13 protein-coding genes and 1 tRNA gene are annotated in these 14,461 nt (G+C 58.3%); 3 read left to right on the top strand and 11 right to left on the bottom strand.

The annotated features are described in order from the left end of the window. Positions 1-72: 72 nt before the first annotated feature. On the bottom strand, positions 73-1,332 hold the full coding sequence (locus IE111_RS02465; protein ID WP_229805151.1) for a glycosyltransferase: 1,260 nt from the start codon (positions 1,330-1,332) through the stop codon (positions 73-75). A gap of 107 nt (positions 1,333-1,439) precedes the next feature. Between IE111_RS02465 and IE111_RS02460 the strand changes: the two genes are divergently transcribed. Continuing rightward, positions 1,440-1,940 carry a hypothetical protein gene (locus tag IE111_RS02460; protein ID WP_189606891.1) on the top strand — a complete coding sequence of 167 codons (501 nt, stop codon included), beginning with the start codon at positions 1,440-1,442 and terminating at the stop codon, positions 1,938-1,940. Positions 1,941-1,979: 39 nt separating this feature from the next. Here the strand turns inward: IE111_RS02460 and IE111_RS02455 are convergent, their stop codons facing one another. The 7 genes from IE111_RS02455 to queA form a co-directional block, all read right to left on the bottom strand. Further along, positions 1,980-3,380: an MATE family efflux transporter gene (locus IE111_RS02455; RefSeq protein WP_189606890.1), complete on the bottom strand. Its 1,401-nt coding sequence runs from the start codon at positions 3,378-3,380 to the stop codon at positions 1,980-1,982. Positions 3,381-3,503: 123 nt separating this feature from the next. Then, complete coding sequence (locus IE111_RS02450; RefSeq protein WP_189606889.1) at positions 3,504-4,517, bottom strand: tryptophan--tRNA ligase; 1,014 nt, start codon at positions 4,515-4,517, stop codon at positions 3,504-3,506. A 511-nt stretch (positions 4,518-5,028) separates the two neighbouring features. Continuing rightward, positions 5,029-5,991, bottom strand: coding sequence for a protein translocase subunit SecF (gene secF, locus IE111_RS02445; protein ID WP_189606888.1), 963 nt, complete (start codon positions 5,989-5,991; stop codon positions 5,029-5,031). Positions 5,992-6,001: 10 nt separating this feature from the next. Further along, positions 6,002-7,855 (bottom strand): protein translocase subunit SecD, encoded by a 1,854-nt coding sequence (gene secD, locus IE111_RS02440; protein ID WP_189606887.1) that lies wholly within the window; start codon positions 7,853-7,855, stop codon positions 6,002-6,004. A gap of 89 nt (positions 7,856-7,944) precedes the next feature. Then, a complete protein-coding gene (gene yajC, locus IE111_RS02435) occupies positions 7,945-8,292 on the bottom strand; it encodes a preprotein translocase subunit YajC (protein ID WP_189606886.1) in 348 nt (115 codons plus the stop codon). Between the two features lie 142 nt (positions 8,293-8,434). Then, complete coding sequence (tgt, locus tag IE111_RS02430; protein ID WP_189607048.1) at positions 8,435-9,553, bottom strand: tRNA guanosine(34) transglycosylase Tgt; 1,119 nt, start codon at positions 9,551-9,553, stop codon at positions 8,435-8,437. Between the two features lie 14 nt (positions 9,554-9,567). Then, the gene (queA, locus tag IE111_RS02425) at positions 9,568-10,623 is read right to left on the bottom strand and encodes a tRNA preQ1(34) S-adenosylmethionine ribosyltransferase-isomerase QueA (RefSeq protein ID WP_189606885.1); all 1,056 of its coding nucleotides are present in this window, start codon (positions 10,621-10,623) and stop codon (positions 9,568-9,570) included. 198 nt (positions 10,624-10,821) lie between these two features. On the opposite strand from queA, the gene pyrC reads away from it, so the two are divergent. Both pyrC and IE111_RS02415 read left to right on the top strand, forming a co-directional pair. Continuing rightward, positions 10,822-11,853 (top strand): dihydroorotase, encoded by a 1,032-nt coding sequence (gene pyrC / locus IE111_RS02420; RefSeq protein WP_189606884.1) that lies wholly within the window; start codon positions 10,822-10,824, stop codon positions 11,851-11,853. Between the two features lie 86 nt (positions 11,854-11,939). Next, a tRNA-Leu gene (locus IE111_RS02415) sits at positions 11,940-12,026 on the top strand. 393 nt (positions 12,027-12,419) lie between these two features. On the opposite strand, the gene IE111_RS02410 is transcribed toward IE111_RS02415, so the two are convergent. From IE111_RS02410 to IE111_RS02400, 3 genes are read right to left on the bottom strand one after another with little or no spacing between them, the layout of a single operon-like run. After that, entirely contained in the window at positions 12,420-13,172 is a 753-nt protein-coding gene (locus IE111_RS02410; RefSeq protein WP_189606883.1) for a hypothetical protein, read from the bottom strand. A 6-nt stretch (positions 13,173-13,178) separates the two neighbouring features. After that, complete coding sequence (locus tag IE111_RS02405; RefSeq protein ID WP_189606882.1) at positions 13,179-13,574, bottom strand: hypothetical protein; 396 nt, start codon at positions 13,572-13,574, stop codon at positions 13,179-13,181. Continuing rightward, positions 13,571-14,380: a ParA family protein gene (locus tag IE111_RS02400; RefSeq protein ID WP_189606881.1), complete on the bottom strand. Its 810-nt coding sequence runs from the start codon at positions 14,378-14,380 to the stop codon at positions 13,571-13,573. The genes IE111_RS02405 and IE111_RS02400 overlap by 4 nt, the downstream gene beginning before the upstream one ends. Between the last annotated feature and the right edge of the window lie 81 nt (positions 14,381-14,461).

The raw sequence follows: 14,461 nt of genomic DNA, 5'->3' as shown, positions 1-14,461 counted from the left end.
TCTGTCGGATAACCTTGGCACAGCCCGGGTCAATGTCCACTCGACTTTCGATTGGATTTTACTATGAGCGGATCACGCGTTCCGGTTCTTGGCCTCGATCCAGCGGCTCATGTATTCAGTGGCCCGGTATTGATTGTGCCAAAGGAGTCGCCCCCAGATGTTGCGGTGCCGATGCTCGGATAACCGGCCAGCCACCGTCCGCAGGCGTTGAATGAATCCTCCGGAATGATGTTGATGCGAAAAGCCGCTTTTCAATGCATCCAGCCCTCGTCCCTGTACCTCAGTCCAGCGTTGTTTGTCCCGATAGAGCGACACCAGGGTCTCGGCCATGCGGTCCGGACGGTCGCTGATCGGGTATCCCCAGTCACCCGGCGGGGCCATGGCCTCGGCGCCGATCGGCGTCGTCACCGTCGGTGTGCCACTCAGCCAGCCCTCCAGTATCTTGCCTTTCTGGCCGGCGCCGAAACGCAACGGCGCCAGGTTGATGCGGTAGCGGGACAGGGTCTCCAGCGCATCCGCAGCGCGGCCCTTGATCAGAAAGCCGGTTTTCGGGCTGTGCCATTGCTGCACGGCGTGGTCGGCGTAGGCGCCGTAGACATGGCACTCCACTTCCGGCAGTTGTTTACGAACCCGGGGCCAGACCGCCCGCTGGAACCACTGCACGGCATCCCGATTGGGGGCGTGTTTGAAACCGCCGATCATCACCAGATGCGTTCGGTCCTCGAACCGTTGCCAGTCGGCCGGTTCCGGCAGTGTCCTGACCAGAAAAGGCAGATAGAGCAGGCGGTCCGTCGGGATCTGGAATTCGCGTTGCAGTAACTCGATCTCGACCCGGGAAATCATCAGCACCAGATCGCACCGGGCCATGGCGGCCACTTCGCGCAGCGCCGTGTCGTTGAACAGGTCGAGCGGTTGTCCGGTTTTGAGCGCCCGGTGCCGGGCTTCGCGCAGGCTGTGGAAATCGCTGGTGTCGAGCAGCGTCATCGCCTCCGGGCATTCGGCGCGAACCCGCCAACCGAACTGTTCCTCCATGACGAAACGGTCGTAGATGACCAGAGCCGGATCGAGTGCACGCACCCAGGCATCGAAGCCGTCGTCGTTCACCTCGATGGAATGAGTCGGATAACCCAGGGCGTTCAGATCGGCCTGGAACGGTGTCGATTCGGCGGGGCTTGCGATCTCGACCCGGTAACCGCTTTCCCGGATCAGGTCGAGCACATCCAGGGTTCGACGCCCGGCCGCGGTTGACGCGGGCTCCGGCCAATTCTTGGCGATCAGCAGGGCGGTCGGCGCTGTTTTAGGGGTGGCGCTATCGGTAATCAATGGTGACATTCGCTAACGTTTTATAACGGATTCGCAAGCTTAAAGAGGGTATAGATGGAGGTCCAGATTTTCGGGGGTCACTTCCGCACTCCCGGACAATCGACCGGAGGGCCGCGATGAAACGACTTTATTATCTCACCGATGATATTGATCGAGCCGAGCACATCGCCAGGGAATTGGAACACAACGACATTCAGGACCGTCACATACACGTACTCAGCCAGGACGAAGTCGGCCTGATGACCCGCCATTTGCACGGCGCCACCTATCTTGAACGCCTGGACATCCTGCGACGAGGGTTGCAGGGCCTGATCACCGGTTTGATAGCCGGCCTGGTCATGCTCTACATCATGGCGTTCGCCTTCAACTACACCCTGGCCCCCTCGGGGCAGGTCGCTCTGGTCGCCCTCACGACCCTGCTCGGCAGTTGGGTCGGCGGTCTGGTGGGGTTCGCCCACGAGAACCACCGCCTGGAGCGCTTCCACGAGCAGGTCGAGAACGGCCAGCACCTGATTATGATCGATGTGCCGCCCCAGGAGGTGAACCGGGTGCGCGCCATTCTGGACATCCTGGACGAAGCCATTTACATGGGCGAGGAACGCCGCGTCGCTTTTTGAGGTCAGACACGGAGCACCTCCACCATGTTCAAAGCAGGTTTAGGCCGTCTCAGCCACCGGCTGGGCCGGGGCGGGTTCCGCCAGCGACCGCACCCAACGGTCGCGACGCTGAACGATCAGCATGATGATCGACTTGGCGACTTCGTCGGCCAGAAAGCCGGCGAAAACGCCCCAGACGCCCAGATCCAGCACCAAGGTCGCGATCAAGGCCGTCGGCGCCCCGACCAGGGCGAAGCCGGCGGCGGTAATGGCTAATACTGCGCGGGTTTCACCGCCCGCGCGCAGGATCCCCGGCACCGAGACCGTCACCGCACCGCTGGCACTGAACACAAAGAAACTCACCACCATGACAATGACCAGGTGCCGGGTGGTGTCCGAGATGTCGTAGAGCGACAGGATCAACGGTGTGAGCAGGGCGATGATCAGCCCGATGGCCGGCAACACCACCAGCACCAGTTTCAACCCCTCCCGCCGCAACACGCGCGCCCGCTTGAACGCATTGCGTCCCAGGGCCTGACCGAGCGCGATCGCCAATGCTTGCTGAATGCCCACACCCGGCACGATGAAAAACGCCCGCAACGTCATGGTGATGACAAAGGCCGCGTACGCTTCGGTGCCGGCGAAGTTGAACATCATCACGTAAAACAGGGTGGCGCTCTGCCAGAGCAACCCGTCCAGCGACAGCGGATAGCCCAGCCGCACGATCTTGCCCAACCGGTGCCAGACCGGTCGGAACAGATCCCTAAAGCTCAACCGGATAGCCGAATGCGCCAGCAGGCGACGCAACATCAGAACCGCCATGAATGCCCAGGCGAAGGCGGTGGCTATGGCGGCGCCCTTCAGACCCAGGGGAGTGAACAGCGGTTCGGTGACGTTGGGAATGGCGCCGCCGAAAATCAGAATGAAATTGCCGATGGCATTGAGCACCACACCGGCCAGGGTGATCTGCATCGGTCCGCGTGTGTCGCCCAGGCTTTGCAGTATGCTCTGGGAAATGAAGCTGGGCACCTGCATGATCAACAAGGGCCCGACGATGCCGAGGTAAACCGCCGCCAGTTCCGGAACCCCGCTGGACGTCTCGCGGATGACATCCAGCGTGATCAGCGAGACGAAAAACCCGCCGAAGCGATGCAAGCCGAACCCCAGGATGGCCCCGACCAGAACGCCCACCAGCAGCAGCGAGGCGATGCTTTCCCGCAGCGCCACATATTGCCGGGCCCCGAAATACTGGGCGACGACGATGCCGCCGCCCTGGCTGAGCATCGAATAGGTCAGCACCAGAAAGAACAGCAACTGCATGGAGTTGCCCATGGCGGCGATCGTGGTTTCGCCCAACTGACCGACCATCAGGTTGTCGGTGAAGCTGGTCAGGGTGAAACCGAGCGATTGCAGGATCATCGGCCAGGCCAGGCCGAGCAGGCGTTGATGAGCAGCGCGCATCCGGGCTCCGACACGGGAATGAATGCTGCAAGTTTAGGGGAGGCGGCTGTCGCTGGGGAGCACTAAAGGTGGGGGAGGTGGAGTTGGGAGCCCGAAGACCGGGCTCCCGAAACCGATCGACGATTAACCGGCGATGGGGCCGATGCCGACCTTTTTACGGATGTCCGCCATCAGCGGCGCGGCGTAATCGCGGGCTTTTTCGGCACCCTGTTTCAGGATGGCGTCGAGCTGGGCCGGGTCGTCCATCAGGGTGTTGTAGGTTTCGCGCTTTTCGCGCAGCTCTTCGTTCAGGAACTCGAACAACACCTTTTTCATTTCGCCCCAGGCGATGCCGTTTTCGTATTGCTTGCGCATGTCGGCGATCTGTTCAGGCGAGGCGAAGGCCGAATAGATGTCGAACAGGGCGGAGTCGTCCGGGTCTTTCGGGTCGCCGGGTTCCAGCAGGTTGGTCTTGATCTTGTTGATCAGCTTGCGGAACTTCTTCTCGCCCTCGAACAACGGAATGGTGTTGTTGTAGCTCTTCGACATCTTGCGACCGTCGAGACCGGGCAGGATCATGCCGGACTCCTCGATCACCGCTTCGGGCAGGGTGAAGGTGTCGCCGAACAGATAATTAAAGCGCTGTCCGATGTCGCGCGCCATCTCGATGTGCTGGATCTGGTCCTTGCCGACCGGGATTTTCTCGCCATTGAACATCAGGATGTCGGCGGCCATCAGGATGGGGTAGGAGAACAACCCCATGGTGATGCCCCGGTCCGGATCGGCGTTGTCGTCATCGATGTTTTCCTGCACCGCTGCCTTGTAGGCGTGGGCCCGGTTCATCAGACCCTTGGCGGTGACCGTGGTCAGCACCCAGGTCAGTTCGGTGATCTCAGGGATATCGGTCTGGCGGTAGAAAGTCACCCGTTCCGGGTCCAACCCGCAGGCTAGCCAGGTCGCCGCGATGGCGCGCACGGATTCACGAACGCGTTCCGGTTCCTGGCACTTGATCAACGCATGGTAATCGGCCAGGAAGAAAAAGGATTCGGTGTTCGGGTTCTGGCTGGCGGTGATGGCCGGGCGGATTGCGCCGGCGTAGTTGCCGAGATGGGGGATGCCAGTGGTGGTAATGCCGGTCAGTACGCGCGTCGTGCTCATGGTTTCCGTGGGCTGCTGTCGAATCGAAAGCGAACCTTACCGAAAAGGCGGGGGAAAATCGAGGGATGGTGGTGGGGGAGGGTGTTGGATTACGCGCTGACGCGCTAATCCAACCTACTGTAAACTCGGACTTCCCCGAATGGGCATCCCGGTCATCCGGCGCTGACCATCGGCGTTAACACTCGTAGGGTGGGCACCGCCCACCATGGAATTCACCATCGTTCCGGGTGCAAACGACGGGCAACCAACGCCACGTTATCCTCCCATGGTGGGCGGTGCCCACCCTACGGGGCTCAACATTGTTCCGGGATGAAACATGGGCAACCAACGCCACGTTATCCTCCCATGGTGGGCGGTGCCCACCCTACGGGGCTCAACATTGTTCCGGGATGAAACATGGGCAACCAACGCCGCGTTATCCTTCCATGGTGGGCGGTGCCCACCCTACGGGGCCACAGTCCGTAGGTTGGATTAGGCCGAAGGCCGTAATCCAACAATTCAACCCAGGGGCCTACTTCTTCTCGTTCTCTTCTTCCTCGGGATCCGTCAACCACGCCGGAATCTCTTCGGTATCGACGTCGTCTTTCTTCTCCGGCGGCATGAGGTCCTCTTTGGACAACTTCATTGCCAACAACACATTGGCGGCCACATAGATGGAGGAGTAGGTCCCGATCAGAACACCCACGGTCAACGCAACCGAGAAACCGCGAATCAATTCACCGCCGAACACACCCAGGGCGATCAACACCAACAGGGTGGTCAATGAGGTGATCAGCGTCCGCGCCAGGGTTTGCGTCAGCGACACATTGACCAGGTACACCGGGTCATCCCGACGAATGGTGCGGAAACTTTCCCGGATCCGGTCGGATACAACGATGGTGTCGTTCAACGAGTAACCGATCACCGCCAGCACGGCCGCGAGAACGGTCAGGTCGAACGCCATCTGGGTCACGGAGAAGAAACCGATGACGATGACGACGTCGTGGGCCAGGGCGGCGACGGCGCCGACGGCGAACTTGAACTGGAAGCGTACGGCGATGTAAACCATCACCAGACCCAGCGCCACCAGCATGCCGATGCCGCCTTTCTCGCGCAGTTCCTCGCCGACCTGCGGGCCGACGAATTCGTTGCGGCGCAGGGTGACGTCGCTGCGTTCCTCGGACAACAACGCCAGTACCTCGTCACCGAGGCGCGGGTTGTTGTCTTCCTGCATGCGGATCAGCACGTCGGTGTTGTTGCCGAAATACTGAACCACGACGTCGCGATAACCGGCTTCGGTCAGCGTTTGCCGAATGTCTGAGACATCGGCCGGGTCTTCGTAGCCGACTTCGATCTGGGCACCGCCGGTGAAATCGAGGCCGAAGTTCAGGCCCTGCACGGCCAGCGAGCCGATCGAGATGACCAACAGCACAATGGAGATGGCCGCCGCGATGCGGCGGGCGCCCATGAAGTCGTAAATTTTCGGTTCGGACATGATGGGCTCCTTAAATGGGTAGCTTCTTCAGCTGCTTGCCACCAAACGTCAGGTTGGCCAGCGCTCGGGTCAGCATGATGGCGGTGAACATCGAGGTCAGAATGCCCACCGAGAGTGTGACCGCGAAGCCCTTGACCGGACCGGTGCCGATGGCGAACAGGATCACCGCCACGATCAGCGTGGTGATGTTGGCGTCCATGATGGTCACGAAAGCGCGGCCGTAGCCGGCGTCGATCGCCGCCTGCGGGGGTCGGCCTTCGGCCAGCTCCTCGCGTATTCGGCTGTAGATCAGCACGTTGGCGTCCACGGCCATACCCACGGTCAGTACGATACCGGCAATGCCGGGCAGGGTAAGCGTGGCGCTGAGCATGGACATCACGGCGACGATCAGCACCAGGTTGGCGGTCAGGGCGACGCTCGCGAACACGCCGAACACCTTGTACCAGGCCACCATGAACAGGATGACCAGGGCGAAACCGATGATCACGCTGTTCACGCCCAGGCGAATGTTCTCCGCCCCCAGGCTTGGGCCGATGGTGCGTTCCTCGACGAACTGCATCGGCGCCGCCAGTGCACCGGCGCGCAGCAGCAACGCCAGGTCGGAGGCTTCCTGGGCACTGTCGAGACCGGTAATCACGAAGTTGTTGGAGAAGGCGCCGCGAATGGTCGCCAGCGAGATGATCTCTTTCTCTTCGACGGTGTCGTAGATCGGTACCGGCTCGCCGTTCACGTCTTCGTAACCCTGCAGCAGGGATTTCTGCTCGATGAACAGCACGCCCATCGGCCGGCCGATGCTGCGCCGGGTCACCTGACCCATGCGCGAACCGCCTTCGCCGTCGAGGCTGACGGCCACCTGCGGCAGGCCGTTTTCGTCGTAGGAGACGCGGGCGTCGGTGACGTTGTCGCCGGTGACGATGATGTCGTCTTCCAGCATGGCCGTGCCGCGTCCACCCTGGCGATTGCGCAGCGGGAAGACTTCGCCTTCGTTGCCCCGCGCTTCCAGACGGAATTCCAGGTTGGCGGCCTTACCGAGAATGTTCTTGGCCTGGGCGGTGTCCTGCACACCCGGCAGTTCCACCACGATGCGATTGGCGCCCTGGCGCTGAACCAGCGGCTCGGCCACACCCAGCTCGTTGACCCGGTTGTTCAGCGTCGTCTGGTTCTGGCTGATGGCGTAGTCCTGCAGCTCGGCCCGACGCTGCTCGCTCAACGTCAGCTTCAGGCCCGGCAGGCCGCGCTGCTCGACGTCTTCGGTCAGGAATTCGCCCTGAAGGTTGCGGCGCAGCCAGGTTTCGGCGGCGTCGCGCGTGTCTTCGTCGGCCAGCAACATCTGGATGGAGTTGTCGTCCATCACATCGATACTGCGATAGCGGATGTTCTCTTCACGGAAGTTACGCTTGAAATTGGACGAGTAGCTGTCCAGCCGGCTTTCGATGAAGCGCTCCATGTCCACTTCCAGCAGGAAGTGCACACCGCCGGACAGGTCCAGGCCGAGCGACATGGGCTGCGCGCCCAGTGAACTGAGCCAGTCCGGTGTGGTCGGCGCCAGATTCAGCGCGACGATGTAGTCCGTTCCGAGACCGCGTTGAACCGCCGCCTTGGCACGCAGTTGGGCTTCGTTGCTGGGCAGGCGGATCAGGGCGGACTGGCCGATGATCTCGGCGCCGAAATAATCAATGTTTTCGGCTTCGAGCAGATCGGTGGCGCGGTTCAGCGTGGTCTGGTTCATTTCCAGGCCGGCGTTGGCGCCGCGAATCTGGATGGCGGAATCGGCCGGGAACAGATTGGGCAGGCTGTAGATAACGCCAAATAACATCACCACGACGATGAGGGCGTATTTCCACAGGGGATATTTATTGAGCATGAGGCAATCCTGAGCGTGATGCAGCGAAGGTCCGGGCGGTCTGGCGGTGCGGGATGCCGCCGATCACCCGGCGGCACCCACCGTCCCGATCAGATGGCCTTCAGGGTTCCTTTGGGCAGGGTGGCGGTAATGGCCGTCTTCTGGAACGTCAGTTCGACGTTGTTGGACACTTCCACCTGAACGTAATCGTCGGTCACCTTGGTGACCTTGCCGGTGATGCCGGCGGCGGTGACGACTTCGTCGCCCTTGCTCAGGTTGGAAATCAAGTTCTTGTGCTCTTTGGCGCGCTTGCTCTGCGGGCGCCAGACCATCAGCCAGAAAATCAGGAAGAAGATACCGAGCATGATCGGCAACTGCCAGGGGCTCGGCTGGCCGGCCGGAGCGGCCAGGGACAAGGCCGGGGTCAGGGCCAGCAGGGCGATAAACAGCTTTTTCATGGTGTTACTCCAAACTATAGATGATGAGGTTGCGAATTCGATAACCCTGCCGTGATGGGGCCAGTTGCCGGAGCCTCAAGCCCCGGTGTGACGTTTTTTCCTGGCCGGCACAGTGACGACGGGTCCGGGTTATTCATTGTATTTATGCGGCCAGCGGGGGCGTTGGCAGGCCGCGCCGCTGGTAGAAGTCGTCCACAAAGGCCGACAATTTACCCGCTTCAATAGCCTCACGCAAACCGGCCATCAGGTTCTGGTAGAAGCGCAGGTTGTGCAGCGTATTGAGCTGGGCGCCGAGCATCTCGCCGCATTTGTCGAGATGGTGTAAATAGGCGCGGCTGAAGTTCCGGCAGGTGTAGCAGTCGCACTCGGCGTCCAGCGGGCCGGTGTCGTGCCGGTGGCGGGCGTTGCGGATCTTGATCACACCGTCGTTGACGAACAGATGCCCGTTGCGGCCGTTGCGGGTCGGCATCACGCAATCGAACATGTCGACGCCGCGACGCACGCCTTCGACCAGATCTTCCGGCGTACCGACGCCCATCAGGTAACGCGGCCGGTCATCCGGCATCTGCGGGGTCAGGTGCTCCATGATGCGCATCATGTCTTCCTTCGGCTCGCCGACGCTCAGCCCGCCGATGGCGTAACCATCAAAGCCGATGTCGGTCAGGCCCTTCAGGCTGACATCGCGCAGGTCCTCGAACATGCCGCCCTGGATGATGCCGAACAGGGCCGAGGGGCTGTCGCCGTGCGCGTCTTTCGAGCGCTTGGCCCAGCGCAGGCTCATCTCCATCGATTTGCGGGCCTGGTCATGGGTAGCCGGGTGGGGCGTGCACTCATCGAAAATCATCACAACGTCGGAACCGAGGGCGCGTTGTACTTCCATGCTGCGTTCCGGCGTCAGCTCCACCTTGGCGCCGTCGACCGGCGAGCGGAAGGTCACGCCCTGTTCGGTGATCTTGCGCATCTTGCCGAGCGAGAACACCTGGAAGCCGCCGGAGTCGGTCAGGATCGGCTTATCCCAACCCGCAAAGCCGTGCAGGCCGCCGTGTTCTTCCACCACCTGGGTGCCGGGTCGCAACATCAAGTGGAAGGTATTGCCGAGAATAATATGCGCGCCGATCTCCTCGACCTGCTGAGGCGTCATGCCCTTGACCGTGCCGTAGGTGCCGACCGGCATAAAAGCCGGTGTTTCCACCGCGCCGCGCGGGAAGTTCAGAGTACCGCGCCGGGCCTGGCCGTCGGTGGCCTTCAATTCGAAATTCATGAAACAGGTGCGGCTCATTCGGCCTCCTCTTGGCTCGTGACTGCGTCGTTACGGGTGATGAACATGGCGTCGCCGTAACTGAAAAAACGATAGCGGTGTTCGATGGCGGACTGGTACGCCGCCATGACGTGATCTTTCCCGGCGAAGGCGCTGACCAGCATGATCAGCGTCGACTGCGGCAGGTGGAAGTTGGTCACCAGCGCGTCCACCACCCGGTAGCGATAACCGGGGTAAATGAAGATGTTGGTGTCGCCGGTGAACGGTTGCAGCTCGCCGGACTGGGCGGCGGTTTCCAGCGAGCGCACACTGGTGGTGCCCACCGCGACGACCCGGCCGCCCCGGGCGCGGGTGCGCTCGACGGCCTCGACCACGGCGGGCGGCACCTCGATCCACTCCGAATGCATGATGTGGTCTTCAATGCGGTCCGCCTTCACCGGCTGGAAGGTGCCGGCGCCGACGTGCAGGGTGACGTAGGCGGTTTCGACCCCCTTGTCCGCCACCTTCTGCAACAAAGCCTCATCGAAATGCAGCCCGGCTGTCGGCGCCGCCACGGCGCCTTTGCGCTGGGCGTAGACCGTCTGGTAGCGCTCGCGGTCGCTGGCATCGTCCGCCCGCTCGATGTAAGGCGGCAATGGCATGTGGCCATGCTCTTCCAGCAGATCGACCAGGGGCCGGTCGTTGTGACTGCGGATCTTGAACAGATTCTCCTCGCGCCCGGTCACCTCCAGCTCGATGCCGCCTTCCATCGACAGCACCGTACCCGGCTTCGGGCTCTTGTTCGCCCGCACATGCGCCAGGGCTTCATGGTCCCCGGTCATCCGCTCGACCAGCACCTCGACCTTGCCGCCGCTGGTCTTCTGACCGAACAACCGCGCCGGGATCACCCGCGTGTTGTTGAACACCAGCAGATCGCCGGGTTCGAGCAGATCCAGAATGTCCGGAAACTGCCGGTGGGCGAGGGCGCCGGACGGCCCGTCCAGGTGCAACAGACGGCTGCCCGTACGCTCGGCGGCCGGGTGACGGGCAATCAACTCTTCGGGGAGTTCAAAATCGAAATCGCGGACGTGCATGCAGGTTCAAGGGTTCCAATAAAGGGCGCGACATTCTACCGGAAACCCCACGCCACCTCCATTCCGCCGTTACCTGTAGGGCGGAAGAGCGAAGCGACATCCGCCGAGCGGGCGAAGCCCGCCTAACCTCTCCAACCCACACTTGCCATTTCTGTTAAAATCGCCTCAAACGATCCCCTTCATAATCAAGAGGCCCGCATGAACGAACTCACCCTGCGCACCCCGGACGACTGGCACCTCCACTTCCGCGACGGCGACCTCCTGCAAGAGACCGTCCCCGCCACCGCCCGGTGCTTCCAGCGCGCCATCGTCATGCCCAACCTCGTCCCGCCGGTCACCACAGCCGAGATGGCCGTCGCCTACCGCGAGCGCATTCTCGCCGCCCGCCCCGACGGCAACACCTTCGAACCGCTGATGACCCTCTACCTGACTGACCGGACCAGCGCCGAAGACATCAAAGCCGCCAAGGCCGCCGGCGTGGTCGCCGCCAAACTCTACCCGGCCGGCGCCACCACCAACTCCGCCTCGGCCGTCTCCGCCGTGGACGCGCTCGACCCCGTCTTCGAAGCCCTGGCCGAGAACGGCCTGCTGCTGCTGGTGCACGGCGAAGTGACCCGCGCCGAAATCGACATCTTCGACCGCGAAAAAGCCTTCATCGACGAACACCTGAGCCGCATTGTCGAGCGCCACCCGAGCCTCAAGGTCGTGTTCGAACACATCACCACGATGGAAGCCGCCCAGTTCGTCACCGAAGCCCCGGACCGCGTGGCCGCCACCATCACCCCCCAGCACCTGATGCTGAACCGCAACGACCTGCTGGTGGGCGGCATCCGCCCGCACAACTACTGCCTGCCCGTGCTCAAGCGCCGTACCCACCAGGAAGCCCTGCGCGCCGCCGTCGCCACCGGTTCGCCCAAATTCTTCCTCGGCACCGACTCCGCCCCGCACGAGCGCCACAAGAAAGAAACCGCCTGCGGCTGCGCCGGCTGCTACAGTGCCTGGAGCGCCATCGAACTCTACGCCCAGGTGTTTGACGAACTCGACGCCCTCGACAAACTGCCCGCCTTCGCCAGCGAACACGGCGCCGACTTCTACGGCCTGCCGCGCAACGAGGGCACCATCACCCTGAAGCGTGAACCCTGGCAGGTGCCGGAAGTGATTAAACTGCCGAACGGCGACGACATCGTGCCCTTCCACGGCGGCGAGACGGTCAACTGGAAGCTGGCCTAACGGCCATAAGGCGAGAGAAAAACACCGTTCAGGGCACGGAAGCCATTGACGAACAAGGATTTTTCGATAAAATGCCGCACCACTGAGCCAGAGTGGCGAAATTGGTAGACGCAGGGGATTCAAAATCCCCCGGTGGCGACACCGTGCCGGTTCGAGTCCGGCCTCTGGTACCAAGATTTAGAGAAAGCCCGATCACGAGAGTGGTTGGGCTTTTTTGTTGTCTGCGGTGCCGGTTCGCGAGCCGGACTCGAATCGACAGTCGACCACTATGCTAGTCCAGTAGATTCAGTCTCTGCTAGCAAGTTTCAAATTTCGCTCAGTTGCCGAAGGGTAGTGAACTGCCACATGGAGCTCTGAGGCTTAGCTAACACAGAGTTTTGAACACTCTCAACTTTTTTGTTGTATATTAAGAACGCTATTTAAATATTGATGCCCATAAGAAATTTAAAAACAATGACATATGAAAAATATACAATTGGTCCTGGCTGAAACTAGTTAGTGTGGTTTCAATGTTCTAGTTGCTCGAGTAGGTCTTTTTTGCAATGGCGCTGTATCAAATGAAGTTGTTAGTGTTGGCTTGGGATTTTAACTCCAGTTAGAGATTTGATGTTCTCTGATTTCTTAGTGTTGGTGGTAAGTCCTATCGATTTTCTGAGATTTCGCTTCGCGGCTCCTTGCAGAAGGTTTCTGAAGAAAAATAAAAGGATTAAATTAAGTGCACAAATAGTTATTCGCTCTCTTGTATTCCAAGCACCAAGTTCCTGTTCTGTGAAAGAGTTTAGTCCACTTATGGTGCCTCCCTTTGTCATTCTGAAGGACTTAGTAGAGCCGTGTACGGCCTTAGAAAGGGTTTCGTACTCACGCTTCAGTTCTGAGAGTCCATTTTCTGTTTCCTTTGTGCCCTCGAAATTGGGATGTGCAGCCAAGTACTTGACCAAATCGGAGAATCCAAGTCGATGTTTGCCCTTTGACCATTGATTAAATTCTACAGGATGATCGATATAGTAGAGCGTTAGTAAAGTATTTTCTATGCAACTTCTCAGTGACATTAAAGATGGCCGCCACGCTCCTTGTCTTGCTAGCGAGTGCGAAATTAAAGCATCATTTTGAGCTTCTTTAAAGAACTGGCATGCCCCATCGGGTGAGTTTTGTTCAACTATTTCTGTTCGCCAAGCTTGGATTGAAATAATTCTTTTAAAGCTTTCTGAAAATACTTCTTTAGACTTCTCGCTTTCTTTCATCGAATCATTTATATCAATAAGTAACTTATCAAAAAAAATATCAAAGTTATAGTCGATCTCTTCAAGGTATCCACTCATTTGCCGTTACCTTAGCAATAGACTGAGAGCATCAGCTAGTTCTGAAGATTTATTGCTCTTTTTGATGACTTTTTTACCACTAAGTTTCTCTCTCTCATCTGGGTTTTCAGATAAATACTTAAGTAGTTTTCCTATAATATCTCTGTTGGCATCTCGAGGTCTGGTAGGGACATCGAAATCATATTCACTTATGAGCGATAGCCATTGGTTTTTGCTTACTTGATTTAGCTCTACCATCATGCTTAATGCTTTCGGGAGTTCTTTTTCATCAAGATAATTGGTGTTTTCTGTAGAGTTTTTTGAAAGATTCGAGAAATTCAAGTTCTCCAGCTCTACATTTGGTCCAGACCTTAAAATGTTAGCCATTGCGACTAAGTTTTTTGCAAAGTCATGTGATTTCATAATAAACCTACCCTCTTCATCAGTTCTTGGCAAACATTTTCAAACTGTTCTTTAGCATCTCTGTCATTGGTTTCAAATATCGAATTTCCCTGTTGAGCTGCATTGCTAACGGAAACACGCTCTTTGATTGTATGCTCTACTATAGCATCTCCAAATTGTTCACGCAGTGTGGCTTCAGTTTCCTCTCGATGAATAGCAGGTCTACCTACGCGAGTAATTACAATCCCAGCTTGGATGAGCTCATGATCCAGGTCACTGCTAAATTCCTCTACTCTTTTAACAAGCAGCCCAACGCCGATTGCAGATAGAAAGTCTAGCGTAACTGGAACAATATAGTGTGTGCTAAATGCAAGTGCATTTTGAGTTGGAATAGTTAGGTTTGGTGGGCAATCACAAATGATAGCGTCATATTCATCTTGAATGGGTTTTAAGGATTTTCTTAGTCTGGTTTCTCTGAAGCTAGCTGAAGCTAAGTCTAAATCTACAGTAAATAAGTCAATGTGTGACGGTATTAGGTCTACATTTGTAAAGACATTTTTAACAATTACTGATTGAGCATCTTTGTTTGATCCTGTTGCATTTGAATGGTTTCTCGCACCAAGTAAATCTGCTACAGTGCCTTTGGCTGTTGTTTCTTTTGTCCAGCGGCTAACTCCCATTGTAGAAAATGTAGCATTTGTTTGTGGATCCAAGTCGATTAATAGAGTTTTGAAACCCCTTTGTCCACAGTAGGCGGCCAAGTTGACAGCTAGTGCTGTCTTTCCTACGCCACCCTTTAAATTGATGCAGGAGATTACTTCAGGCATTTTCCTCTCCTTTTCGGAAAAAAGTGTATGTCTGGTTACCCGTTTTAGTTGCTTACACTTAGCATATTTTTTTTGTTATTT

This window comes from Saccharospirillum salsuginis, assembly GCF_014651855.1.
GTDB classification, from domain to species: domain Bacteria; phylum Pseudomonadota; class Gammaproteobacteria; order Pseudomonadales; family Natronospirillaceae; genus Saccharospirillum; species Saccharospirillum salsuginis.
The sequence above is the reverse complement of the archived record's forward strand: the minus strand, read 5'-3'. Positions and strand labels throughout refer to the sequence as shown.